Annotated in this window: 32 protein-coding genes; 17 read left to right on the top strand and 15 right to left on the bottom strand. The window is 60.7% G+C overall.

What is annotated here, in order from left to right; all coding sequences use genetic code 11:
• Nucleotides 1-279: 279 nt before the first annotated feature.
• Together rpsT and mutM are read right to left on the bottom strand one after the other, a co-directional pair.
• Nucleotides 280-552 carry a 30S ribosomal protein S20 gene (gene rpsT, locus TR36_RS02365; RefSeq protein WP_045387762.1) on the bottom strand — a complete coding sequence of 91 codons (273 nt, stop codon included), beginning with the start codon at nt 550-552 and terminating at the stop codon, nt 280-282.
• Nucleotides 553-634: 82 nt separating this feature from the next.
• Complete coding sequence (mutM, locus tag TR36_RS02370) at nt 635-1,474, bottom strand: bifunctional DNA-formamidopyrimidine glycosylase/DNA-(apurinic or apyrimidinic site) lyase (protein WP_045387759.1); 840 nt, start codon at nt 1,472-1,474, stop codon at nt 635-637.
• A gap of 105 nt (nt 1,475-1,579) precedes the next feature.
• Between mutM and ubiE the strand changes: the two genes are divergently transcribed.
• A complete protein-coding gene (gene ubiE, locus TR36_RS02375; protein ID WP_062762300.1) occupies nt 1,580-2,323 on the top strand; it encodes a bifunctional demethylmenaquinone methyltransferase/2-methoxy-6-polyprenyl-1,4-benzoquinol methylase UbiE in 744 nt (247 codons plus the stop codon).
• 1 nt (nt 2,324) lies between these two features.
• Nucleotides 2,325-3,848, top strand: a complete 1,524-nt coding sequence (gene ubiB / locus TR36_RS02380; RefSeq protein WP_045387753.1) for a 2-polyprenylphenol 6-hydroxylase — start codon at nt 2,325-2,327, stop codon at nt 3,846-3,848.
• On the opposite strand, the gene TR36_RS02385 is transcribed toward ubiB, so the two are convergent.
• Together TR36_RS02385 and TR36_RS02390 are read right to left on the bottom strand one after the other, a co-directional pair.
• The gene (locus TR36_RS02385) at nt 3,845-4,489 is read right to left on the bottom strand and encodes a flagellar hook capping FlgD N-terminal domain-containing protein (RefSeq protein WP_052362447.1); all 645 of its coding nucleotides are present in this window, start codon (nt 4,487-4,489) and stop codon (nt 3,845-3,847) included. The genes ubiB and TR36_RS02385 overlap by 4 nt on opposite strands.
• Before the next feature lie 10 nt (nt 4,490-4,499).
• A complete protein-coding gene (locus TR36_RS02390; protein WP_062762303.1) occupies nt 4,500-5,399 on the bottom strand; it encodes a flagellar hook-length control protein FliK in 900 nt (299 codons plus the stop codon).
• 97 nt (nt 5,400-5,496) lie between these two features.
• Between TR36_RS02390 and TR36_RS02395 the strand changes: the two genes are divergently transcribed.
• From TR36_RS02395 to TR36_RS02420, 6 genes are all read left to right on the top strand, one after another.
• The gene (locus tag TR36_RS02395; RefSeq protein WP_062762305.1) at nt 5,497-5,763 is read left to right on the top strand and encodes a rod-binding protein; all 267 of its coding nucleotides are present in this window, start codon (nt 5,497-5,499) and stop codon (nt 5,761-5,763) included.
• Nucleotides 5,750-6,076 (top strand): hypothetical protein, encoded by a 327-nt coding sequence (locus TR36_RS02400; protein ID WP_045387744.1) that lies wholly within the window; start codon nt 5,750-5,752, stop codon nt 6,074-6,076. The genes TR36_RS02395 and TR36_RS02400 overlap by 14 nt, the downstream gene beginning before the upstream one ends.
• A gap of 205 nt (nt 6,077-6,281) precedes the next feature.
• On the top strand, nt 6,282-7,466 hold the full coding sequence (locus TR36_RS02405) for a flagellin (RefSeq protein WP_045387741.1): 1,185 nt from the start codon (nt 6,282-6,284) through the stop codon (nt 7,464-7,466).
• A 65-nt stretch (nt 7,467-7,531) separates the two neighbouring features.
• Complete coding sequence (gene flaF / locus TR36_RS02410) at nt 7,532-7,906, top strand: flagellar biosynthesis regulator FlaF (protein WP_237763495.1); 375 nt, start codon at nt 7,532-7,534, stop codon at nt 7,904-7,906.
• Nucleotides 7,903-8,307: a flagellar biosynthesis repressor FlbT gene (flbT, locus tag TR36_RS02415; RefSeq protein WP_045387736.1), complete on the top strand. Its 405-nt coding sequence runs from the start codon at nt 7,903-7,905 to the stop codon at nt 8,305-8,307. The genes flaF and flbT overlap by 4 nt, the downstream gene beginning before the upstream one ends.
• Nucleotides 8,304-9,134 carry a DUF1217 domain-containing protein gene (locus TR36_RS02420; RefSeq protein WP_045387733.1) on the top strand — a complete coding sequence of 277 codons (831 nt, stop codon included), beginning with the start codon at nt 8,304-8,306 and terminating at the stop codon, nt 9,132-9,134. The genes flbT and TR36_RS02420 overlap by 4 nt, the downstream gene beginning before the upstream one ends.
• Here the strand turns inward: TR36_RS02420 and TR36_RS02425 are convergent.
• On the bottom strand, nt 9,131-10,426 hold the full coding sequence (locus TR36_RS02425) for a FliI/YscN family ATPase (protein ID WP_045387730.1): 1,296 nt from the start codon (nt 10,424-10,426) through the stop codon (nt 9,131-9,133). The two genes, TR36_RS02420 and TR36_RS02425, sit on opposite strands and share 4 nt — an antisense overlap.
• An 82-nt stretch (nt 10,427-10,508) precedes the next feature.
• On the opposite strand from TR36_RS02425, the gene TR36_RS02430 reads away from it, so the two are divergent.
• From TR36_RS02430 to TR36_RS02470, 9 genes are read left to right on the top strand one after another with little or no spacing between them, the layout of a single operon-like run.
• Nucleotides 10,509-10,880: a FlgB family protein gene (locus TR36_RS02430; RefSeq protein WP_062762468.1), complete on the top strand. Its 372-nt coding sequence runs from the start codon at nt 10,509-10,511 to the stop codon at nt 10,878-10,880.
• Nucleotides 10,880-11,257 (top strand): flagellar basal body rod protein FlgC, encoded by a 378-nt coding sequence (flgC, locus tag TR36_RS02435; RefSeq protein WP_045387727.1) that lies wholly within the window; start codon nt 10,880-10,882, stop codon nt 11,255-11,257. The genes TR36_RS02430 and flgC overlap by 1 nt, the downstream gene beginning before the upstream one ends.
• 11 nt (nt 11,258-11,268) lie before the next feature.
• A complete protein-coding gene (fliE, locus tag TR36_RS02440; RefSeq protein ID WP_045387724.1) occupies nt 11,269-11,541 on the top strand; it encodes a flagellar hook-basal body complex protein FliE in 273 nt (90 codons plus the stop codon).
• Nucleotides 11,541-11,807, top strand: coding sequence for a flagellar biosynthetic protein FliQ (locus TR36_RS02445; protein WP_045387722.1), 267 nt, complete (start codon nt 11,541-11,543; stop codon nt 11,805-11,807). The genes fliE and TR36_RS02445 overlap by 1 nt, the downstream gene beginning before the upstream one ends.
• Nucleotide 11,808: 1 nt before the next feature.
• On the top strand, nt 11,809-12,519 hold the full coding sequence (locus tag TR36_RS02450) for a flagellar hook-basal body complex protein (RefSeq protein WP_062762308.1): 711 nt from the start codon (nt 11,809-11,811) through the stop codon (nt 12,517-12,519).
• Nucleotides 12,520-12,528: 9 nt separating this feature from the next.
• Complete coding sequence (flgG, locus tag TR36_RS02455) at nt 12,529-13,314, top strand: flagellar basal-body rod protein FlgG (protein WP_045387718.1); 786 nt, start codon at nt 12,529-12,531, stop codon at nt 13,312-13,314.
• Nucleotides 13,314-13,733, top strand: coding sequence for a flagellar basal body P-ring formation chaperone FlgA (flgA, locus tag TR36_RS02460; protein WP_045388747.1), 420 nt, complete (start codon nt 13,314-13,316; stop codon nt 13,731-13,733). Before flgG ends, flgA begins: the two co-directional genes overlap by 1 nt.
• Nucleotides 13,734-13,743: 10 nt before the next feature.
• Nucleotides 13,744-14,463, top strand: a complete 720-nt coding sequence (flgH, locus tag TR36_RS02465) for a flagellar basal body L-ring protein FlgH (protein ID WP_045387715.1) — start codon at nt 13,744-13,746, stop codon at nt 14,461-14,463.
• Entirely contained in the window at nt 14,460-14,918 is a 459-nt protein-coding gene (locus TR36_RS02470) for a flagellar basal body-associated FliL family protein (RefSeq protein WP_045387712.1), read from the top strand. The genes flgH and TR36_RS02470 overlap by 4 nt, the downstream gene beginning before the upstream one ends.
• Here TR36_RS02470 and TR36_RS02475 read toward each other — a convergent pair whose 3' ends face one another.
• The 10 genes from TR36_RS02475 to fliL form a co-directional block, all read right to left on the bottom strand.
• A complete protein-coding gene (locus TR36_RS02475) occupies nt 14,919-15,236 on the bottom strand; it encodes a hypothetical protein (protein ID WP_045387709.1) in 318 nt (105 codons plus the stop codon).
• Nucleotides 15,233-16,306 carry a flagellar biosynthesis protein FlhB gene (locus TR36_RS02480; protein ID WP_062762311.1) on the bottom strand — a complete coding sequence of 358 codons (1,074 nt, stop codon included), beginning with the start codon at nt 16,304-16,306 and terminating at the stop codon, nt 15,233-15,235. Before TR36_RS02480 ends, TR36_RS02475 begins: the two co-directional genes overlap by 4 nt.
• Nucleotides 16,303-17,064 (bottom strand): flagellar biosynthetic protein FliR, encoded by a 762-nt coding sequence (locus TR36_RS02485; protein ID WP_045387703.1) that lies wholly within the window; start codon nt 17,062-17,064, stop codon nt 16,303-16,305. The genes TR36_RS02480 and TR36_RS02485 overlap by 4 nt, the downstream gene beginning before the upstream one ends.
• Nucleotides 17,061-19,109, bottom strand: coding sequence for a flagellar biosynthesis protein FlhA (locus tag TR36_RS02490; RefSeq protein ID WP_062762314.1), 2,049 nt, complete (start codon nt 19,107-19,109; stop codon nt 17,061-17,063). The genes TR36_RS02485 and TR36_RS02490 overlap by 4 nt, the downstream gene beginning before the upstream one ends.
• A 1-nt stretch (nt 19,110) precedes the next feature.
• Nucleotides 19,111-19,776 carry a transglycosylase SLT domain-containing protein gene (locus TR36_RS02495; protein WP_045387700.1) on the bottom strand — a complete coding sequence of 222 codons (666 nt, stop codon included), beginning with the start codon at nt 19,774-19,776 and terminating at the stop codon, nt 19,111-19,113.
• Nucleotides 19,777-19,844: 68 nt separating this feature from the next.
• Complete coding sequence (locus TR36_RS02500; RefSeq protein WP_045387697.1) at nt 19,845-21,827, bottom strand: hypothetical protein; 1,983 nt, start codon at nt 21,825-21,827, stop codon at nt 19,845-19,847.
• The gene (gene motA, locus TR36_RS02505) at nt 21,824-22,690 is read right to left on the bottom strand and encodes a flagellar motor stator protein MotA (protein WP_045387694.1); all 867 of its coding nucleotides are present in this window, start codon (nt 22,688-22,690) and stop codon (nt 21,824-21,826) included. The genes TR36_RS02500 and motA overlap by 4 nt, the downstream gene beginning before the upstream one ends.
• A 3-nt stretch (nt 22,691-22,693) precedes the next feature.
• Nucleotides 22,694-23,257 carry a MotE family protein gene (locus tag TR36_RS02510; RefSeq protein ID WP_045387691.1) on the bottom strand — a complete coding sequence of 188 codons (564 nt, stop codon included), beginning with the start codon at nt 23,255-23,257 and terminating at the stop codon, nt 22,694-22,696.
• Nucleotides 23,254-23,556, bottom strand: a complete 303-nt coding sequence (locus TR36_RS02515) for a DUF6468 domain-containing protein (protein WP_062762317.1) — start codon at nt 23,554-23,556, stop codon at nt 23,254-23,256. The genes TR36_RS02510 and TR36_RS02515 overlap by 4 nt, the downstream gene beginning before the upstream one ends.
• A 10-nt stretch (nt 23,557-23,566) precedes the next feature.
• Entirely contained in the window at nt 23,567-24,031 is a 465-nt protein-coding gene (fliL, locus tag TR36_RS02520) for a flagellar basal body-associated protein FliL (protein WP_045387685.1), read from the bottom strand.
• Between the last annotated feature and the right edge of the window lie 120 nt (nt 24,032-24,151).

Genomic DNA, 24,151 nt, shown 5'->3' on the forward strand with positions numbered 1-24,151 from the left:
CGTTTGAATCGCATTCGCAGGACATGTCCCAGTTGCATCGAAAATCAAGCAACACAGCGTGGCAGCCGGACCGGTCCCAGAATGCGATCAATGTCCCCCAGGACAGTGAATCGCTTAGTGACGCTAGCCCGCGTTTCGGAGGAACCGCAACCGATCTTCGCTGTTGACAGGAAAATGGTCGGGCCGAATCCGGAACGTTTGACATTCGCGCCACGCCTGATCACCAGGCATAAAAAAAGCGCGCCTGAAAGCGCGCCTTTTCAACGGGTTATTCGCAGCTTAGGCGGCAGCGCCTACAGCTTTTACACGCGACGAAAGACGCGAGATTTTGCGCGAAACGGTGTTCTTGTGCAGAACGCCTTTCGAAACGCCACGTGCCATTTCGGGCTGGGCAGCGCGCAGGGCAGCGACTGCTGCGTCTTTGTCGCCCGAAGCGATTGCTTCTTCAACTTTGCGAATGAAAGTGCGGATGCGCGAACGACGAGCTTTGTTCACGACAAAGCGGGCCTCGGACTGACGGGCGCGCTTTTTGGACTGGGGCGTATTTGCCATAAGTACGGTTTCCGGTTTTGTCGATGTCTATATTGAAGACGGGTCTTTAGGCCCTGCTTGGGTATGAGTCAACACGTTATCCTCAATTCTGGCAGGCATTGCAGAAGAAGGTCGAGCGCCCCCCCTGTACGATCCGGGCAATCGGGGCCCCGCAATTCGTGCAGGCGGCCCCCTCGCGGCCATAGACGTGGAAACTGTGCTGGAAGTAGCCCAACTCGCCCCCTGTCTGGCGATAATCGCGCAAAGAGGACCCTCCGGCGGCGATTGCATCGGTCAGGACATCGCGGATGACGGGCACCAGAACCTCTACCTCGGACCGGGCCAGGTCCCCCCCGCTGCGCCGTGGATCGATGCGGGCACGGAACAGGGCCTCGCACACATATATATTGCCCAGCCCTGAAACGATTCGCTGATCCAGCAGCAATGTCTTGATCGGGCTGGCCCGATTCTTTAGCCGGGCGGCCAGATGTTCGGCATCAAAGCCGTTGCCCAGGGGTTCCGGCCCCAAAGCCTCCAGCAAGGGGTGGCTTGCCCCTGTCGCCATCAGATCCATCGCCCCGAAGCGGCGGGCATCGTTGAAGGTGACGCGTGCACCGCTATCCATATGCAATACGACATGGTCGTGCTTTTCGGGGGCAGGGTGGTGATGGTGAAACTCCCCGAGCATGAGGCCCGATACCAGCATCCGCCCCGACATTCCCAGGTGGATCAGCAGCGTTTCCTGTGTGGACAGATCGGCAAGGATATATTTCGACCGGCGCCGCAGGGCCAGAATTCGTGCCCCCGTCAGCCGTTCCGCCATGCGGGGCGGGAACGGCCAGCGCAGATCCGGCCGGTTGATATCGGCCCCTACGATCACGTTTCCGGTCATTGCAGGCTCCAGCCCGCGACGAACAGTTTCAACTTCTGGCAATTCTGGCATGGGCGTCCTCCACTTGCTCGCTATATAGTGGGGGGAATGCAGCGACAAAGCGGTTTTCCCGGCGCGCGCGGCAGTATACCCATCGGCCCAAAGACGGAGATCAGCATGACCGACAGGACCACGCATTTCGGCTTTCGCACGGTGGATGAGGGCGAAAAGGCTGGCATGGTGCATGGCGTTTTTACCAGCGTCGCCTCGCGCTATGATATCATGAACGATCTGATGTCGGCGGGTGTCCACCGGCTTTGGAAGGATGCGATGATGGACTGGCTGGCCCCGCGCCCTGGTCAGCGTATTCTGGATGTGGCCGGGGGAACCGGCGATGTCGCGTTCCGTTTTCTGCGCCGCGCCGCCAATTCCAAGGCCGTGGTTCTGGATATGACCGAATCGATGCTGGTGGCGGGGCGCAAGCGTGCCGATGCCGAAAGCATGGCTGACCGACTTGACTGGGTGGTGGGCGATGCGATGGCCCTGCCGCTGCCGTCCAACAGCTTCGATGTCTATACCATCAGCTTCGGTATCCGGAACGTGACCCGGATCGAGGATGCATTGGCCGAGGCCTATCGGGTGCTGCGTCCCGGGGGGCGGCTGATGGTGCTGGAGTTCAGCCAGCTGCCGAACCCTGCGTTGCAGAAGGCCTATGACGTCTACAGTTTCAATGTCATTCCCGCGATGGGCCAGATGGTGACCGGGGATCGTGACAGCTACCAGTATCTGGTCGAATCGATCCGCAAGTTTCCGGATCAGGAAACCTTTGCCGGAATGATCCGCAAAGCGGGCTTCGGCCTTGTGAAATACCGGAACCTGTCGATGGGAATTGCCGCATTGCATTCCGGCTGGAAGGTCTGAGTTGCGAGGCCCCCATAACTTTCTCCGCCTGATCCGGACATTGGCCACCTTTTCCCGTACGGGTGCGCTGCCGATCATTCTGGAACAGGCCGAGGCCCCTGCACGGCTGCGGATGGTGGCCCATGCATTGGCGTGGCCGTTCAAATGGCTGGGCCTGAAGGGTGATCCCGACCTGCCGCCGGTCACGCGGGCCATTACGGCGCTTGGCCCCGCCTATATCAAGTTCGGCCAGATCCTCTCGACACGCCCCGATATCGTGGGCAACGATCTGGCCATGCAGCTGCGGTTCCTTCAGGACCGCTTGCCGCCGTTCCCGATCGAGGTTGCGAAGCAGATGGTCGAGGCCGATCTGGGAATTGCCGCCGACAGCGCCTTTACCGAATTTTCGGAACCTGTTGCCGCCGCCTCTATCGCGCAGGTGCATCACGCGCGGCTGGCTGACGGAACCGAAGTTGCCGTAAAGGTCCTGCGCCCCGGAATTGAACGGGCGTTCCGTGTGGATGTCGATGCCTTCTACACAGGGGCACGTCTGGTCGAATTATGCCTGCCGGGAACACGACGCCTGCGCCCGACGGAAGTGGTCCGCCATTTCGATGGCGTGGTGATGGGAGAGTTGGATCTGCGGCTGGAGGCATCTTCGGCTGCGGAATTTGCGTTGAACACGGCAGCCGATACCGGTTTTCGCGTGCCGCAGCCGGTATGGGGCCTGTCGGGGCGGCAGGTGATGACCATGGGCTGGGCCGATGGACTGTCATTGGCCGATACGGTTGCGATCGATGCTGCGGGTCATGACCGGGAGGCATTGGGTGCGCGCGTATTGCAGCTGTTTTTGAACCATGCCCTGCGTGACGGATTCTTTCATGCCGATATGCACCACGGCAACCTGAAGGTCGGGCCGGACGGTGCGATCATTGCCTATGATTTCGGAATCATGGGACGGCTGGATCTGTACACGCGCCGTGTCTATGCCGAGATTCTGTACGGATTTATCCGCCGGGATTACCGACGCGTGGCGGAGGTGCATTTCGAGGCCGGATATGTGCCGCGGGATCGGGATATCGATGAGTTTGCCCGCGCCTTGCGTGTGATCGGGGAGCCCATCTTCGGCATGGATGCCTCCCATATCTCCATGGCGCGGCTGCTTTCCTATCTGTTCGAAGTGACTGAACGGTTCGGAATGCGGACGCGGACCGAGCTGATCCTGCTGCAACGCACTATGGTTGTGGTGGAGGGGGTTGCGCGGTCACTGGATCCGAAGATCAACATCTGGCAGGTGGCCCGCCCTGTAGTGGAATCCTATGTGCGCGAGAATATTGGGCCGAAGGCCGTTCTGCGTGACCTGACACGGACGGCACGGGTGTTGTCCCGCTTTGGCCCCCGACTGCCGGAGCTGGTCGAGGCGCGCCTGCTGCGCCCCGACGACCCGGAGACGACGGTTGTTGTCCGCGCCCCCTCACGCCTGATGTGGGTGGTCGTGGGGGCAGGGATCGCATTGGTGGGCGTCGCGATTGGCCAGATGCTTTAGCGGCGGAGGGAACTGACGGCGGAGGCAGCCACCTCCGTTCCGTTGTCCAGCACCAGCATTGTGCCGTCCGTGCCGTTCCGCGCCTCGGTCACCTTGGCATAATGCGCAACCGCCGTTGTTGAGAGCAGAACGTCGCCGGAATAGCTTTCGGTGGACAGCGAATAGCTTCCCATCGTCAGCGCATTGCCTGTTGCATCGGATGGCATCCACACCATGGAGGAGGCCGAGGGCGAGATCGGCTCTCGTGCCACCACGGCGCCGCCCTGATCGCGCACCACCAGCACTGCCGTATCTGCCGTATCGTCTGCCTGCGGGTAGATGGTGACACCGCTGCCATCGACGGTGATCGGAGTTTCCACACGGGCCTCTGCGCCCAGCCAGGATGACAGATCCGACAGGGTCATCGCATCCAGTTTCGCGCCCATCTTCTCCAGCAACTGGTTGGTGACCGTTTGCTGCTCCACCCCCGAAAATGTTGCAAGCTGCACCGCGAACTCCTGCGATTCCATCGGTGACATCGGATCCTGATATTTCAGCTGGGTCGTCAGCATTTTCAGAAAGGTCTGATAATCCGAACTGGTCTCCGTTGTTTTGCTGGCGGCGGTGGCCGTGGTCACGGCGGTAGAGGAGAGAACGTCCATAACGACCCTTTCAGAGGCGAAGGTCCAGGCCGGTGCCTGTCGGGCCGGCGGGAAGAATAAAATGGGCTGCGGCATGTTCGGCGCTGCGGCGGGTTGGCGGGGCGGGGCGATCTTCGGTATGGCCCTGTCCCGCCCCATCCGAGAATGTGAAGGCGGTTTCGGGCACCCCCTCTCGTGCCAGGTCGGCCTGTAGCTGGTCTGCATGGCGGCGCATCAGATCCAGAGTGGCGGGTTGGTCCGCGCTCAGCACAAGGCGCATCTGGTCACCGTCGCGATGGACGGCGATGCGAATGGCGTCGGTCGTATCCCTGTCAGCGGTTTCTGCAGCAGGCTGTTGCGCGGGCGTGGGCGCGTCAGGGCGGGGTTGCGGCATGGGGATGGCCCGCGCCTCGGTCGCATGGGTCGCTGCCTGTGGCATAGTGATGGCCGAGGGGGCCTGTATATCCGACGTAGCAGCCTGCGGAGCGGCAAGGTCGATTGCCGCCCCATGATGATCGGCCAGAGCGTGCAACGCAGATATGGTCGCGGCCGGAATGTTCATCTCCGCTTTTTTCACGGGCGTTGCCCCACCTGTGGCCGCATCGTCACCGGAGGGTTGCGGGGTATCCATCGCGGATGGCACCGGATCAGCACCGGCAATATCCGGTCCGGCTGCGGTAAGTGTCGGCTTTACGGACGCTGAAAGGCTGACGGATTGCTCGGCAGGGGTGGGCGGATTCAGCAGCTCCTCAGGGAGAGGAATTTCAACGTCCAGTCCCTCGGGCTCTTCAGTATCCGTGTCTTCGGCGGGCTGATCGGCTGCGGCCAGTTCATCCATCACGGCGCCAAACCCGCCCTCGGAATCGCCCTTTTGCTGGGAAANGGGGGATGCCGTTTTCTGCGGTAGGCTTTGTACAGGCTGGACGTTCATCGGGATTCTCCACGCAATCCCTTCTGTATTGGCGTATGAGCGTTACCGCTTTCTTTACCCGCCCAAGCCATCTTGCGAAAAAACCGAAGGTGCCGTCATGATCCCACCCGTCTCATCAGCCATATCTCCCCCCCCGAACCCGTTACGCGAAAAGGCGCAGGAACTGGAGGCAGCCTTTCTGGCAGAAATGCTGGGGCATGCCGGCCTTGATGGTTTGTCCGGCGATTTCGGTGGGGGCGCAGGGGAGGAACAGTTTTCCTCATTCCTGCGTGCGGAACAGGCCAAGGCAATGGTGCAAAAGGGCGGAATCGGACTGAGCGAATCGATCTACCGTGCGATGGGAGGGACAGATGACCACGCTTGAAGACGTGATGACACAAGTGGAAAACGCCCTTTCCTCGGGGCAGTTCGAAAGACTGGGCGGCCTTGATACAGCGTTGGAGGATGGAATCCGGACCCTGCGAATGTCGGACGGTGCGCATCTGGCGGCCCTGCACGCCAAGGCGCAGCGCTTGTCCCGCAAGCTGGCCGCAGCGGCAGAGGGGGTACGGGCCGCATCCTGGCGCTTGGCCGATATCCGGGCGATGGGGGCCACGGGGGCGTCGTTGGTGACCTATGACGGGCAGGGGCGGCGTGCAGATGCGGCAGCGCAGACCACACTGTCGCGCCGTCTGTGAAAAGCGGGAACGAAAGTTAAAAGTTGAATTGAAAAGGCCGGGGCGCCTGTGGCGAAATTAGGCGCTGATTAAGGGTTCAGGATCGAAGAAAGACTGCGTTCCAAGGTTGGGGCGGCGCGTAGGGCGATCAGACCCGCGCAGGGTAGAAACCCGGTTTCCGCCAATTTCGGCACAGGCCACCAAAAATGTGGCAAGGGGAATTAACATGTCTTCGATCCTGACCAACTCCAGCGCGATGGTTGCCCTTCAGACACTCAAGGGCATCAATAGCGGGCTGAGCCAAGTACAGAGCGAAATCTCTACCGGGAAAACGGTGTCCTCGGCAAAGGACAATGCCGCCATCTGGGCCATTTCCAAGACGATGGAATCCGATGTGGACAGCTTTCAGGGAATTACTGACAGCCTGTCCCTGGGCCAATCGACCGTTGCCGTTGCCCGTCAGGCCGCAGAAACGGTAACCGACCTGCTGACCTCGATGAAAACGAAAATCGTTTCGGCACAGGGCGAGAACGTGGATCGTGAAAAGATCCAGGCAGATATCGCTGCACTGAAGGACCAGATCTCTTCGGTGGTCGGGGCCGCACAGTTCAACGGTCTCAATCTGGTGCAGGGCGGCGACAGCATGAATGTGCTTTCGTCGTTGGACCGTAGCGGCGCAGGCGTGAAGTCCAGCCAGATCTCGGTGGCTCGGGCGGATCTGCAGACGGGCGGTTACACGGCGGCTGCGGCATTCACCGGTTCTGATGGTGTGGGCACGGCTGGCGATGTGTTCAGCGCGGCAATGGATGCCGGTGGCACCAGCAGCATGAACATTGACGCAAGCGTTCTTGCCGAAGGGGATTCGCTGAACCTGACCATCGGGAACAAGCGGATTTCCTACACGGTAACGGCCGCTGACCTGGCCTCGACGGATGCATCGAGTGTTGTGGCGAACGGACTGAAAAAAGCGATCGAAGGGGCCAATGTCGGCATTTCGGTTGATTATGACAGTGCGAATGCCGGAACACTGGTTCTGCAGAACGACAATGCAGATGCCGTGACTGTATCGGGCCAATATCAGAACGCCGGGGCCGGTGGCCTGAGCGCGATGAGTGGTATCGATGTCACCTCCGACCCCACGGGCGCATTGGCGGCAATCGACGGGCTGATCAAGACGGCCACCGATGCGGCCGCCTCTTTCGGGTCGTCGGAGAACCGGCTGTCGATGCAGGCCGATTTCGTATCGAAACTGACCGATGCCATGCAAACCGGCATCGGTTCGATGGTTGATGCGGATATGGAAGAGGCCTCGGCGCGTCTTCAGGCCCTGCAGGTTCAGCAGCAGCTGGGTGTTCAATCCTTGTCGATTGCGAACCAGTCGCCGCAGAACATCCTGTCTCTGTTCAAATAATCCAAGGGGGTGGGCGGGGAAATTCCCGCCCACCCTGATTTGCAGCCCGATCAGGAGAAACCGGATTGACCGCTCACCATATGCCCCGAAATATCTACGGCGCCGCACCCGCCGTTACGCGCAGCCCCCGCAATATAGAATATGATGCGCTGGCCCGGGTGACCCGCGCCATGAAGCAGGCGAACAATGACGGTGCCCCGGATTTCAATGCGATGGTTTCTGCATTGCATGACAATCTTCGGTTGTGGACCGTATTGGCCACGGATCTGGCGTTGGAAGAGAATGGTCTGCCCGTCGATCTGCGTGCACGCCTGTTCTACCTTTATAAATTCACGGCCCAGCATACGCCGAAGGTTTTGCGCAAGACGGCTGATGCAACGGCACTGATCGACATCAATATTGCCGTCATGCGCGGCCTGCGTGGCGAGGCTGCGGTATGACCGGCCTCGTGTTGAAACTTGGTCCGCATGAACGTGTGTTGATCAACGGTGTCGTGGTGGAAAACGGTGAACGTCGGACGCGGCTGGCGATCAAGACACCCAACGCGAATATCCTGCGGCTGCGGGACGCCATCCACCCTGATGATGCCAATACGCCGGTGCGTCGCGTCTGCTATATTGCGCAGTTGATCCTGTCCGGTGATGCCGATCCGGCCCAGGCCCGCCGCCAACTGCTGAGCGGTATCGAGCAATTGAGCCAGGCACTGACCGATCACGACAGCCGCACCATCCTGACCGAAGCAACAACGGCCGTTCTTCACTCGCAGCCCTATCTGGCATTGAAGGCCCTGCGCGGTCTGCTACCCCGGGAGGAGCGGCTTCTGGCCGCGCATCCGGCGTGAGCTTTACACCCGTCATCCCCCTGACCGGCTATGCTGGCTGGACATTCCTGCAACGCACGCTTGATACACAAAAAGCGGCCTTCGATAATTCGGCGGCGCAGCAGCGGGATGAAGATTATTTCACCGCAAAAATAGGCTCGATCCGTTCTGCAGAAGAATTGGTATCCGATTACCGGCTTCTGAAAGTTTCCCTGGGGGCATTCGGGCTGGATGATGATCTGTCGAACAAGTTCTACATCCGAAAGGTACTGGAAGAAGGATCACTGGACAGCAGTTCGCTTGCGAACAAGCTGACGGACAAGCGGTACCTGGAGTTGACCAAGGCCTTCGGCTTTGGCGATTTCACGACACCAAGGACGGTTTTATCCGACTTTCCCGAAGAAATTCTTTCAGCTTATCGAGAGCGTCAGTTCGAAGCTGCCGTGGGCGATCAGAATACCGATATGCGGTTGGCCCTGAATGCCCAACGAGAGCTCGGGACGCTGGCTGCATCAAGCAGCAGCGACGATACCAAGTGGTTCAAGATTCTGGGTTCGGAATCCTTGCGAAGCGTGTTCCAGACAGCCTTTGGGCTGCCGACATCCTTTGCCTCGATCGATCTGGATCAACAGCTGACTGTCATGAAGGCAAAGGCAAAATCCCTGTTCGGCAGTTCCTCCATTTCCGACTTTGCCAATTCTGACAAGGTTGATGCATTGATAAAACGCTTTCTGATCATGTCCGATCTGACGGGAAGCTCCTCTTCGGCCACGACAAAGGGAAGCAGCGCGCTGACCCTTTTGCAAAGCAGCGGATCGGCAGCGAATATACTCTCGATTCTGCATTAGATCAGACAGCCCTCCAGCCGTCGGAATGACGCGCCGATCCCTTCAGATTTTTCGGCCAGAAACATGTCGAGGGCCGGTGTCAGGCGGATTGCATCATCAATCTGCGGATCGCTGCCCTTTGCATAAAGCCCGGCCTGTACCATCATTTCCGCGCGGTCCCATGCACCCAAAACCTGCCGTGCCCGACGGATCATCGCGTTTTCCTGTGGTGTGGCAGCATGGGGCAGGCTTCGCGAGACAGAGCGGAGTAAATCGATGGCTGGAAACCGCCCGCGTTCGGCAATCTTCCGGTCCATTACCACATGCCCGTCAATGGTTCCGCGCAGGATATCGGCCACAGGTTCATCCATATCCGAGCCGGCAACCAGCACGGAAAAGACGGCCGTAATATCACCGGAACTTCCCGCTCCGGGACCGGCACGTTCGGCAAGCGACATGATCGCATGGGCGGTGGAGGGGGGGTAGCCCCGAAGGCTCGCGGCCTCTCCGGCAGCAACGGCCACTTCCCGGTGCGCCTCGGCAAAACGGGTGATGGAGTCCACCAGCAGCAATACATGTCGGCCCTGATCGCGAAAATGTTCGGCCACAGTCATCGCGGCCAAGGCGCAACGTTGGCGCATCATCGGCGATTGGTCAGACGTGGCGGCAACGACAATCGCGCGTGTCATGCCGTCGGTCCCCAAGACATTCTCCACGAATTCGCGTACCTCGCGCCCACGTTCCCCGACCAGGGCAATCACAACCACATCTGCCGAAAGCCCGCGCGCAAAACTTGCCAGAAGCGTTGATTTTCCGACGCCCGACCCGGCAAACAATCCGATCCGCTGCCCGCAAACCACGGGAAGCAACGTATCGAAAACAGCCATTCCGGTGGCCAGACGCGCCCCCAATCCGCGCCGGCTCGCAGGGGGCGGCGGCGGCGCACGCAAAGGCCGGGCTTCTGGTCCCCGATACAGAGGGCGCCCGTCTATCGGCTGGCCAAGCGGATCGATCACACGCCCTAGCCAAGAGGTGTCGGGGGACAAGGATGCGGGGCCTTTCCAGAGAACCTCATCCCCGATGGCAAGCCCGTCCGGCGCATCATCGCACATCACCGTCAGGCTGTCGGGTGTCAGGCCCAGAACCTCGCCACCCATCCTGCCGTCGATTTGCAGGCGGTCCCCCAATGCCGCCACGTCAGACAGACCCGAGACGGTGACGGTGCCACCGCCCAAGGCGGCGATACGACCGATCCGATGCGCAGGGGTTATGTCGGCAAGCACCGCGCTGAGAGGGGCAAAAGGGGTGTTCATTTCGTGTCCTTTGTCGGCCGCTTACCGTTTCTAAAGGAATCACTCTTAAGCCTTGGTGAAACCTATCGAGGGAGAAGCCCCGATGTTCGAAAGTCTACCGATCGTCAAAATGGCACAGGCGTTTGCAGCACATGCCGGTGCGCGGCAGGGTCTGGTTTCGCAGAATGTCGCGAATGCAGATACGCCCGGATACAAGGCGCGCGACCTTGCGCCTTTTGCCGCATCCTACGAAGCGGCGGGCGCGCTGCGGACAACGCGTGCCGGTCATATCCGGCAGGCGCAGGGGGGGGAATCCGTCATCGTCAGTTCCGGCATCACGGATCCGAACGGCAACGGCGTAACGCTCGAGAGCGAAATGGTGAAGGCCGCCGAGATACGGCAGGATCACGACATGGCGCTGTCGATCTATCGTGCGACCGCGAATATCCTGCGAACCAGTCTGGGGCGGCAGTGATGAGCGATCTTTTCCAGAGCCTTGCCGCATCTGCATCCGGCATGACCGCGCAATCGCAGCGGTTGCGCCATGTGTCCGAAAATATCGCGAATGCCGACACGCCGGGGTACCATCGCAAGACGATCAGCTTTGCCGAAACGATGGATGGTGGCGTCACACCGGGGCCGGTGGATCTGGACCGTTCGGAACTCGTTCAGGTTTACGACCCTTCGCATCCCTTGGCCGATGCCACCGGGCATTACGATGGCTCCAACGTCGATCTGGTGGTCGAGGTTGCTGACGCACGTGAGGCGCAGCGCAGCTACGAGGCCAATCTACGCATGTTCGATCAGGCCCGGCAGATGAGCCAGAGCCTCTTTGATCTTCTCCGCAGCTAACAAGGTATTCCATGGAAATTTCAGCATCCTTTGCCGCGCAGAATTATGCACGGGCGCGCCCCGCCACCGAGCCTTCGGAAAACAGCTTCATGCGGGCGGCGGACAGCTTTGCGCAAACACTGGAACAGGGGGAGCAGACCTCCGCAGCCGCAATGGTCGGCGGGGCTGATCCGCATGCCCTTGTTCAGGCGCTTTCCGCCTCTGAACTGGCGGTCGAAACTGCGGTGACCGTGCGCAACAAGGTGGTGGAGGCGTATCAGGAAATCCTGCGGATGCAGGTTTGATGACCGAAAGCGACATCTACGATGTCATGCGGCAGGCCTTGTGGATTGCGGTTCAGGTTTCGGCGCCATTGCTGGCAGTTGCCCTGATCGCAGGGGTCGTGATCGGCCTCTTTCAGGCTCTGACCTCGGTACAGGAAATGACCCTTACCTTCGTGCCCAAAGTGGCAGGGATGCTGGCAGTTTTCTGGGTCTCGATGAGCTTCATGACCTCGACGCTTGTCGCATTTTTCAATGACGGGGTGCTGCCCCGGATCGTGGGGCATTAGAATGGACGCAAGCGGATATACGGCCCTGTCACGGCAATCGGGCCTGATGCGTGAGATGCAATCCGTGGCGAACAATATCGCCAATATTTCCACCACGGGCTTCCGCCGCGAAGGTGTCGTTTTTTCCGAATACATCAAGCGAATGGAAGATGGTCCGTCCCTGTCTATGGCCACCGCTTCGGCGCGTCAGGTGGATCTGTCGCAGGCCGGATTGACGGCCACGGGCGGGGCTTTCGATCTGGCCATTCAGGGTGACGGTTTTTTCGCGGTGCAGACGCCCACGGGCGAACGGCTGACACGGGCCGGCAATTTCACGCCCTCATCCGAGGGGTTGCTGGTGAATGCGGACGGGTATTCGTTGATGGATGATGGCGGCGCGCCCATTTTCATACCACCGGATGCGGGGGGGGTGGCCGTGGCGCAGGACGGGACAATCTCTGTTGCTGGCGCACCCATTGGCCGGGTGGGGGTATGGCAGCCGCAGGATCCGCTTTCCCTGCGGCATGAGGGGGGCACCGTGTTTGCAGCAGATGCAACCGAACCCGCCGAGGGCGCGATGATCATTCAAGGGCAGCTGGAGGACTCCAACGTGAATCCGGTCGCGGAAATTGCCCGGATGATCGATGTGCAGCGCGCCTATGAAATGGGCCAGAGTTTTATGGACGGAGAGGATGACCGGCTACGATCGGTTATTCAGACCCTTGGAAAATAGGAACACAGGATGAAGGCCCTCCAGATTGCTGCCTCGGGCATGGCTGCGCAACAGATGCGTGTCGATGTCGTGTCCAACAACCTCGCCAACATGTCGACGACGGGGTACAACGCTCGCCGCGCGGATTTTGCTGATCTGCACTATCAGCAGCTGACCCGCCCGGGAACGGTCGCTGCCGAAGATGGGACGATGCTGCCGACCGGGGTACAGTTGGGGCTTGGCGTGCGGCCGTCTTCGGTTTCGGTGGTTCTGGCGCAAGGCTCCTTGGTACAGACCGGCGGCGATCTGGATGTCGCAATTGAAGGGGCGGGATATCTGGAGGTAACGCTGCCCAGTGGCGTGTCCTCCTACACCCGTGACGGGGCCCTGAAACGGTCAGCCGATGGCCTGATCGTCACGGCAGACGGGCACGAGGTGGCGCCGGGAATTACCATTCCCGACGATGCGAAAAGCCTGTCCATCAATGCTGACGGAGAGGTTTACGCCTATTTTGCAGATCAGGTTCAGCCGCAGCTGATGGGCCAGATGAATCTCGTATCATTCACCAATGCCAAGGGGTTGGAAGCGACGGGGTCGAACCTGTTTCTGGAAACCGAAGCATCGGGCCCGCCAATATCTTCAACACCCGGAGAGGATGGGCTTGGTACCCTGCGCCAGGGCTATCTGGAGGAAAGTACGGTCGATGCCGTGCGCGAGGTGACAGAACTGATCAAGGCACAACGGGCCTATGAACTGAATTCGAAGGTCATCATGGCGGCCGACCAGATGTTGTCTGCAACGGTGCAGGTAAAATGATCCGGGCCGCCCTTGTCATCGCCCTTTTTCCCGGTTTCGCAATCGCGGATACGGTTGTTGCAACGCGCACCCTGCGGGCCGAAAGCGTCATCGGACCGGCCGATGTCACCATGGTTGCAGGCGATGTCGCCGGATCGCTGGACGATTCCCTTCTGGCCGTGGGGATGGAAACGCGGGTCACGCTTTATGCAGGGCGCCCCGTGCTGGCGGCCGATCTGGGGGCCCCTGCAATTATCGATCGCAACCAGCTTGTCGCCCTCAGTTATCGCAACGGTGCCCTGATGATCGTGACCGAAGGGCGTGCCCTGGGGCGGGGCGGTGTGGGGGATGTTATCCGCGTAATGAATTTGCAATCGCGCGCCACCGTAACGGGGCGCATTGCCGAGGACGGTCAGGTCGTCGTCGGTCCCCAACTTTGAAAGGGCTGCCATGCGCGCCATGATCTTGTGCCTGATCGCTCTGTCAGCCTGTGGACGCATGTCGCAGGTTGGCAAGGCGCCGGACTTCTCCCCATTGCAGGACAGCTATCAGTACAACGCGCTGTATTCGACGCCGTTGCCGGATAGTGCAGCACAGAATACGCCGGCCGTGACATCCTCCTTGTGGACGGGCGGGCGCACGGCGTTGCTGAGTGACCGACGGGCCGAACGCCGCGGAGACATCCTGACCGTCGTAATCGAAATTGATGAAAAGGCGGAAATGTCGAACACGTCGGACCGCTCTCGCGCGGGTTCGGACACGATGAAGATCCCTGATCTTCTGGGCTTGCCGCAGCGCCTGGAAGGCAAGATTTCCGGCGACGCTTCATTGGGAAGTGCGGTGGATACATCTTCCACACATAAATATGCGGGCGATGGCTCTACCAAGCGCAATGAGAAATTGGAGCTGCGTGTGGCGGCAACAGTCGTAGAGGAATTGCCGAACGGCGTGCTGCGGATCGAAGGGCAGCAGGAGGTGCGGGTGAACTATGAACTGCGTGAACTCGTGGTATCCGGCTATGTGCGTCCTGCCGATATTACGCGCCAGAATGAGGTGACCTATGACAAGATTGCGGGCGCGCGCATTTCCTATGGCGGACGTGGCCAGATTACCGACGTACAGCAACCGCGGTACGGTCAGCAGATCGCAGATATCGTGTTGCCGTTCTGATGGATAAGATCATTCCTTTGGTACTGGTCGTATTGGGTCTGGGCATCGGACTGGGGGCAGGGTTCATGCTGCGCCCGGCTGCGGTAGAGGCATCTGTCGAGGATGGGGATAACGCCGCCGCTTCGGCCACAGAACATGACTATGTAAAACTGAACAACCAGTTCGTAATCCCCGTCGTGGAGGCGGGGCGGGTTGCGTCACTGGTTGTGCTGTCCCTCTCTCTGGAAACCGCGGTGGGCGGACAGGAAGCCGTTTATGCCAAAGAACCGAAACTGCGTGACAGCTTTTTGCAGGTGCTGTTCGACCATGCAAACACGGGCGGATTTCGGGGCAGTTTTACGGATTCCGATAACCTGATTGTGCTGCGCCGGTCGCTGTTGGAGGCGGGGCAGCGCGTGCTCGGTTCTATGCTTTCAGACGTGCTGATCATCGACATCATGCGGCAGGATGCGTGATCAGCGTGAGGCCAGCTTCCGTAGAACTTCCGCGCGGCCAAATGCCATCCGCGCGTTATCTTGGGCTTCCATCCAGTCCGCGGTTTGCTGGGCCAGCCGGGCGTTGATCTCGGCGCGGCGCACATCAGCCCACCGTTCGTAACGCAGCACCGTCTGTATCTCCAGAAGCACATCGGGTCCGGCATTTTGCGGGGCGGTTTTCAGCGCGGCAAGATGGGACAGGCTTGTCTCCCGCACCTTGGCCGTGCGCTGCACCTCTGCCAGTTTCGTATCCAGAAGCAGCTGCGCGATCTGATGAAGACGGTCAAGCTTGGTCATGAACGGTCCTTTGCACGCTGTCGCATGGCTTCGGCAAAACGGATGGCGGCGGCAACGGCGCGATATTGATCAGGGTGGATCTGGTCCCCGATTTCCAATGTCGCGTGCAACGCGCGGGCTGTCGGGGGATCGCTGTGCAGGGGGATGCCCGCTTCGGCGGCCCGTTCACGAATACGGGCTGCAATTTCGTCGACACCTTTCGCGATACAAACCGGCGCGCGCCCCGCCGCCCGATCCCATTTCAGGGCAACGGCATAATGGGTCGGGTTGACGATCACGACATCGGCCTTCGGAATTTCTGCAAGCATCTGGTTCATGGCAATATCCATGCCGCGTTGACGACGCTGGCTTTTGATATGGGGATCACCTTCGTTCTGCTTGAATTCGTCCATGACTTCCTGACGTGACATCCGGTTTCTTTTTGCATGGGAATGCCGCTGCCAGGCATAATCCGCCCCGCCAAGTACAATCTTCAGTCCCAGCACCATGGTCAGGAAATACAGGACAAGCCGTAGCATCATCGCCACCGCAACCGGCGGGTCCAGATAGACAGTGGAAATGATTTCGGCCGCCCGCCCACGTAGAAACAGGATAAGGACGCTCGCAATCAGGATCATCTTTATCAGGTTCTTGCCGAATTCGAATAACCCGTCCGGCCCGAANTTTTGTTTGGCATTGGATAAGGGCGATATTCGCGATCCCTTGAACCCGAGTTTGGAGGGTGTCATCCGGAAGCTGCCCTGCAGCGTCAGTGCCACCAATGCGCCAACTGCGGGAAAGACGAAGAATGGCCACAGACTGCTGGAGATCTGCAGGATTATTCCCGAAAGTGGTGCCGGCGCACTTGTGCTAAGCAACGTCGATAGCGTGTCGGCCTGATCCAGAAGCACCTCTGCCGTAGCGCCGGCATTGCGCAGTGCATTCGAACCTGCCATTGCCGCAGCGCAGACAAAACCAGCGCAGGCTGCGGCCCATGTCAGATCAGGAGAGCGGGGAATCTCGCCTTTTTCACGGGCCTGTCGAAGCTTTTGCTCGGTAGCGTCATGGCTTTTTTCGGCATCCTCGCTCATGGCAGGACCGTGAACGGATTTCCAAGCCAGACGTTGAACGCCGCGATCCAGACGCCAAGCGAAATCGGGGCCACGATCGCCAGCAGGATCAATCCCCCCAGGGTCAGCGCCGGTGCAAAGACCATCGACATCATCAGTTGCGGCATTGCCCGGTTGATTACCCCGATCGCGACATTGTAAACCAGCGATCCGGCAACGAACGGGGCCGCAATGCCGAAGGCAAGGCGGAAGGCATGCGCCACTTGTCCGACACCCCATTCCGCAATCACAGAAGGATCTGGAATGCCGCCGGCCGGGAGAATCCGGTACGACAGGATGATCAACTCAGCCAGACGTAGGTGGAGATCTGCCGCCATTGCCAGTGCCAATCCGGCATAGGTTAAAAGATGGCCGATGGCGGGCTGCGCCTCCCCGGCTCCGCCTAGAATCTGGGAAAGGGAGGTGGCCTGCGCGATTATCGCGCCGCCGGTCTGCAATACCATGACGAACAACCGCAGCCCGAAACCGAGGGCCAACCCCGAAGCCAATTCACCTGCATATCCGCCCATCCCCATGTCCGGAACGTGGACAGCCGGCGCTACCACCATTGTAAAGGCCAGCGCGATAATCAGACGGACCCGTGCGGGTATCGTCTGCTCACCAAAGCCCGGCATCAGGGCCGCCATCGCGCCGACCCGGATGAAAATGATGAATGCCTGACGCCAGAGATCGGTCGCCTCTCCGGTCATTTGTGTCAGGGCCGCGAATAATTCGGTCATGCCGGAACGACACCGACCATGGAGGGGCGCGCATCGAGGCCGATTTCCTCATAGGAGAGTACCGGTGCGCCCAAGCCTTTGGCCGCAACGACCGTACGTAGAAAGCGGCGCCGCAGCGCAGATGTAACTATGGCCGGATAAATGCCGTTTTCTGCTGCCATGTTCAGCCGGTCGGCCATCCCTGCGGCCAGCCGGTTGAATATATCGGGGGGCAGGGCAACATCGCGCGCACCATCCATTGTATGGCGGGCAAAGGCCTGCTCCCAATCCTGCGCCAGCTGGATCAGCGGGATTGTTCCATCGGGCCGTTTCAGCTCGGCCACCATCTGGAACCCGAGTCTTTGACGAACATGCTCGCAGACAGATTCGGGTGCCCCCAGCCCCCTGCCTTCTGCCACCGATTCCAGAATGAGCGGTAGGTTCCGGATGGAAACACGCTCTTCCAGCAGCAAACGCAAGACCGCCAGAAGCAGATCCGCAGGGACCTTGTCCGGCATCAGTTCGTCCAGCAGCCGACGGTTCGCGGCGGCACGGCTCGGGTCGGACAGATTCACGAATTCATCCAGCAGCCGCCGCAAGCCCTTGAGCGTCAGAAGGCGCCCCATGTTCGCCTTCATCACCTCCAGCAGATGCGTGGCCAGAACCTCGGTCGGGGCCACGACGGTCAGGCCGGACACCGCCGCATCTTCCTGTTGCGCGCGGGGAATCCAGCGTGCCGGGGCGCCATAGACGGGCTCTTTCACATCATCGCCGGCGGGGGCGGCCGCGTTATCGGCCAGCAGGACCAGAACCTGTTCGGGCCGCAAACGGTCCCGCGCCTGTTCAACGCCATGCAGCCGGATTCGATATGTTCCCATGGGCAATGTCCCTTCATCCGTCAGGCGGATTTCGGGCAGGATCAGGCCGAAGGCGGTTGCGATATGGGTGCGCATATTGGTGATGCGGGCGTCCAGGCCCGTTGCCGGGTCAAGCACCATCGGGACAAGGTCGGGCGCGAATTCAATATGGATATCGTCAAAATCAAGAATGTCCCCCAACGGGCGCGGTGCATTTTCCGCCGGCATCTCGGGGGCGGACAGGGGGGCAGGGCGGCGCGCGCCATACCATGCGGCGGCCCCAAGTACGGCCGCTGCCGCAATGAAAGGAACGAAAGGCATGCCGGGAATAAGGGCGAACAATGCCATCAGGGCCGCAACGGTGCCCAAGGCTGCAGGATAGCGCCCCAATTGTTTGAAAAAGGCCACATCCGCAGGGCCGGTCGCCCCGCCGCGCGTCAGGAGCAGGGCCGATGCGATGGAGATGAGCACCGCCGGAATCTGTCCGACCAGACCATCCCCGACCGTCAAAACGGCATAGGTCTGAAAGGCCTGCCCCACCGGCATGTCGTGCATCACCAGCCCAGCGATCAGGCCCACCACGATATTCAGGCCGGTGATCAGAAGGCCTGCAACCGCATCCCCTTTGACGAATTTCGAGACACCATCCAGCGCCCCGAAGAAATTCGTTTCGGCCAGTTCCTGTTCGCGGCGGCGTTTCGCTTCGGTATGGTCGATTGCCCCTGCAGACATGTCGGCATCAATGGCCAATTGCTTGCCCGGCATCCCGTCCAGGGCAAAGCGTGCGCCCACCTCGGCCATCCGCCCCGCGCCCTTGGTGATGACCATGAAATTCACGATCAGCAGCACGCAGAAAATGACGAGGCCCAGCAGGATATTTCCGCCCATGATGAAATTGGCAAAACCCGCAATTACATGGCCTGCCGCATCGGTGCCCGTATGCCCCTGACCGATGATCAATTTGGTGGAACTGACGTTCAATGCCAGCCGCAGCATCAAGGAGGCCAGAAGGATCGTGGGGAAGGCCGAGAAATCGAGCGGGCGTTCGATGAACAGCGTTACCGTCAGCATCAGGATGGCAAGCGCAAATGATGTGGCAAGGCCTACATCCAGCAACCATGCCGGTACGGGAAGCACCATCATCACGACAACGGCCGTCAGGGCCAGCGCCAGCAGAACGGTGGGTTGGTACAGGGTGCGCCAATTCATGTCATTGTCCGATCAAACGCGTGCCACCGCTCAGCGGGACAAGAGATCCGGCCAGTCCCTGCCCGCCGCGCAAAAGGGGGAAATTGTTGTCGCGCACCCGTAATTGGGTCACCTGCACGGGGGTGATCGGCGTATTGGCGGCACCGTTGCGCAGGGCTGCAAACCGCGCGCTGTATCGCTGCGCAAATTCGGGTGTAAGTGAGTGGTAGGCCCCTGCGGCAGCGGTCCAGTCTCCTGTGGCTTCGTATTGGCTGTGCAGGAAACGCGCGGCATAAAGGGCATTTGCGACCGGGTCGAACATGGTCCGCAAATCGGGAAATTGATCTCCATGCCAGCGATGGTTCAGCTGAAAGCAACCCACATCGAAGTTGCGTAGTCCCTGCCTGAGGGTGGCCTCGGCAAACCGGATGGCCTCCTCTTCGGTCTGGAACCATTGGCCGTCCCCAGCACGGTTTACCGCCCACGCCCAGGGTTGCAGAACGCCGTCACGCCGATGTCCGGTTTCGGCCAATGTCAGGGCGCGCATCACATCCGGCGGAACGCCTTCCTGTCTGGCAGCAAGCGCTGCCGCACGTTCACATAATTGCGCCGGATCGGCAGCCGCATCGGCCGCCCCCCCAAGAGCCAGCCAAAGCGCGATGCAAAGTATAGGGACACGCAAAGTCATTGGGTTTCACCCGCAAAGCGGCTTTGCCGCACCTGTTTTGACCCTAGGGCAGAGAGCTTTCCAATCTGTTACTGCGGGGTATTCGTTTTGGGATGCAGAAGCGCCTCCAGTTTCGCGCGGGTTTCATCCGCCTCCAGCACCAATGTTCGGGACCGTGTCAGCGGGCCGGCTGTCGGGGCTGATTGCTGCGTGTCGTTTTGGGGCGGTGCCGTTGTCGGCGGGGTGGGCGGTGCCAGTGCTGCTTCGGCTTGGGACCGGATCTGGTCGGCATCCGGACCTTCAAGCCCCGCGATTACGGTCAGGGCCGAGCGGCCATCCCGCTGTCCCATATAGGCTCGCCCCTTGGCCAGACGTTCGGCGGCAGATGCAGCGGCATTTTCCTGTGGCAGCCAGATCAGGGCTGAATCCGCAAATCCAAGATCAATCAGCCGGTTTGCCAGCAGCAGCCGCGTATCCTGTGGCACATCGGTGGTCTTCGCTGTTGATGGCAGTACCGCATGTCGCAAGAGCGCCTCATCATCGCCGCTGCGGGCCAGCCACGCCCAAAGGTCTGTTCCGGTGACCGGATGTGCTTTCTGCGCATTGAATGCGGCATCGTAATTCCCATTCGAGGCAAGCCCGAGGATGACCAGCCGTTGCAGATCCCCTTCGTTCGTGCCGCCGCGACGTTCGCGCAACAGGCCCTGCAGGGCTGTAAGGGTTTCGGGGGCAATCGCCTCGCCCCGGCGCAGGTTGCGATCCGCAAGGGTGATCACGGCATCATCGGCACCATTGCCACCTTCTTTGATCAGACGCTTCAATCCGCTGTCACTTGTGTCATCCATGCGCGCAACCATGAGGCGCGTGGCTGCATCCGGGTCCGGGGTGGCGCGCAAAACCGAATCGCGTGCGATATGCGCCGATGTCTCATTGCCCCGTTGTTCGAACCGGCTGACCAGCTTTGGGGCAAGTTGGCGGCGCAGATGAACCGGCAGGCCCGAAAATGCCTGAAGGGCTGCCCCTGTATTTTCCACCCGCCCGATGGCTGGCGTTTGTCGTGCCAGAATACCCCAGAGCGCCGAGGCCCCTTCGCATCCGGCAAGTTCGGTAAGAGGACCATCCCCGGCGGGTTCGTCATCCATCACATGGGCCAAGGCGTCGTATATCGCGCGTTCCGCTTCGGGCAGCGGGTACAGCGCTGCCATCTGGCGTGCCTCCGCCCCGAAACCGAGGTAGAGGTAATATCGGACAGCGCGCCGCGCCGCATCAAGATCGGGGCGATCGAATTCGCCCTCAAGACCGGCCCGTGCCGGTCCGAGCGAATAGGCGACAGGCTTTGTGTCATCGCCCCATGTCTCGATCGCAATCTGATCGGGGGACAGGCATTTGTAGCCATCGGCATTTATCGCGCTGTCCCACGGGGACGCCGGTTCATCGGCCCCGATCTGCATGTTGGGTGGCAGGGGCGGTCCGGCGGGCAGGGGAGGCGGCGTTTCAACCATCTCGATCAAACCACGCGATGCGCCTTCGGCCATCTGCCGAACTACTGCCGTTCGGAACGGGTCCAGGGCGGCGGCAAGGGGCATTGCCACCTCCGGTTTGGGAATGGCCGTCCAGTCATAGCTCGTGACGGGCGGCTTCATCCTGTCGGGGCGGCGCGGCGGGGCGCTGTAGGGCAGGGCCAGGGGGGCCTCGAACTTGGAATTTTCCGGCGCGGGCCCGTTGCGCAGATCAATGACGATCGTCCCGGGGCCGGACCTGAAGGCCACTGCATGGCAGGGGGTACAGGCAGGTGTGATGCGGAGGGCACCATAGCTGTCCACCCGCAAACCGGCGATCCGCGAACGGCCCATCGCACGCCAGACACGGGACAGATCCAGCGTCTGCTTTCCCTCCAGTTTCAGCGCATAGCCATTGCCGACACGGCCGAAGCTCCATCCTTCATTTGCGGGCAGTTCCATCGCGATACGGGAAAAATCAGCGTGATCGCCGGACCTTACGGTAATGGTTTCGGCCGATGCAGCGCTGCCAAGGCAGATTGCCAGGGCGGCAAGGCCCAGAATCCGTGTCATGCGGCCTCTTTCAGGCCACGCAGGGCCGCGTCCAGCTCGTTGAAGTTCGGGCGCACGTGATGGGGGGTGTTCTGGCGACCCACCTCGATGCAGATATTGGCAGGGTGCGCATACAGATTGGCGACCAGCACTTCGCGGATCAGGGTGTAGAACTGCCCCTCCTCCTCGGCTATGGCGTGCAGCCGCATGGCTGCCGGGCCCACAAAGCCATAGGCTAGAAAAACGCCAAGGAATGTTCCGACCAATGCGCCTCCGATCATTCCTCCCAGAACCTCGGGGGGCTGATCGATAGAGGCCATGGTCTTGATGACGCCCAGCACCGCAGCCACGATGCCTAGGGCGGGCAGGGCATCGGCAAGGGTCTGAAGGGCGTGGCTGCTGGCCTGTGCGTGATGGGCGGATGCCTCCATCCGTTTGTCCAGAACTGCCTCTACCTGATGGGGATCATCATAATTCATGGAAGCGGCGCGCAGGGTGTCGCAGATCAGATCCACGGCTTCATGATCAGCACGAATTTTGGGGTAACGTGCGAAAACAGAGGAGCTTTCGGGATTCTCGATATGCTCTTCCAGGGCAATCGGGTTTGCGCGGGCGATCCTGACCAGTTCGTACAGCAGGCACAGAAGATCGCGGTAATCCTCGGACGACCAGCTTGCGCCCTTGAACACCTTTTTCAGGTCCCGCAACGTTGCCTTGGCGGTGGCGCCGTTGTTGCCCAGAAGAAATGCGCCCAAGGCCGCGCCGCCGATCATGGCCAGCTCGTATGGAAGGGAGTGCAGGATCACCCCCATCTTCCCCCCGGCAAAGCTGTAGCCGCCAAAGACCATCACAAAAATAACGACGATTCCGACGATTCCGAGCATCGTTTATTCCTTTGGCACAAGCGCATTGCGACCTGCCAGCAGAAGGCTGACAGCATAGGCGTTTTCTGCCGGCATCCCTGCCAGAACGGCCCCCGCCGCCTCGGGGCGCATGCGGCCGATGAAGCCTGCAGCGAAATCCGGTTCCATCGTGGTGAACAATGTGGCGGCATCGCGGGGTTTCATGGATTCGTAGACTGCGGTCAGGCGGGTCAGATCGGCATCTGCCGCGCCATCAGCCAGTGCCAGGGTTTCCGACAGTTTGGATTCGGCATCCCGCAATTCGGCCAGACGTTGGTCGATGGTCTGATTGGCGGTATCAAGCGCGGCTGTGCGTTCGGCAATGGCGCTTTCCTGTGCGGCAACGCGTGCTTCGCGCAAACGCAGGGCTTCGGCCAGTGCCGCGGGCAGTTCGGCACAGGTGGCCGGCGGCTCTTCCACCAGTGTTTCGGCAGGATCGGGGGCACGGGCCAAAGCGGCGCCGATGCCGCCCCCCAGCTTCAGCGCCCCGGCCGAGGCCAGCAGCAACGCAAGTGTTACAAGGGCGCCGCCCGAACGTGCGCGCATCATTCCGCCCCCCTTGTTTCCGGCAAATCGTGAAGCGAGGCGACCAGAAGCTCCAGTCTGCGCGCTGCTGCCTCGGCACGGGTCACGCGGTCCTCCAACGCATCGGCAGAGCTGCCTGCGGTGGTGCGGGCAGCCTCCAGAACGCGGGTCATGTCGTCCACCTGCGCCGAAAGAACGGCGATCGCCCCCCCCAGCCCCGATTCGAGGCCGGACAATGCGCGCAGACGGCGGCTGAGGATGTGACAGTAGAAGGCGGCCCCCAATGCGCCCGCCCCAAGAAACATATCGGCAATCATATCCATTGCGGCCCCCTCAGTTCATGACGAATTCTGTGATCAGCAGGTCACGGACATGCCCTTCGCCCGTCACGATCTGGATACGGCGCAACATCTGCGCGCGCAGACGTACCAGTTGGGCGGGATTGTCCAGATCGGCCACGGATACGGCCCGAAGATAGCCGTTGAGCACATCCAGAATGCGCGGGCTGAGAGTGGCCACCTCGGCCTGATGTTCGGGAGCCACCTCAAGCTCGGCCGCGAATCGCAGGTGCTGCCGCTTGTCGGCCGCCCCGAGGGAAACGATCAGCGGTTCCAGCGGAACAAACGCGATGGGCAGGGCGGATTCCTGTTCACCGTGGCCGGACGGAAGGTGCAGCAACCCGGCATAGGTTGCATAGAATCCTGCGCCCCCAAGAAGCAATGCAAGGGCCGCAGCAATCATCAATCCCTTGCGCGATCCCTTGGCAGGCTGTTCCGGCGATACTGCTGCGTCCGTCATTCCATCTCTCCGCTTTCTGCGTCGAAAGCGGGTATAGGCCCCAGTCCACTAACCGACTGTTAAGGGGCATGCGGCAGAAGGGCAGGATAGGGCAGAAGCCCGAAGATACCGGAGATCGTC

The sequence above is a fragment of the Falsirhodobacter sp. alg1 genome (assembly GCF_000739715.2).
GTDB lineage: Bacteria > Pseudomonadota > Alphaproteobacteria > Rhodobacterales > Rhodobacteraceae > Falsirhodobacter.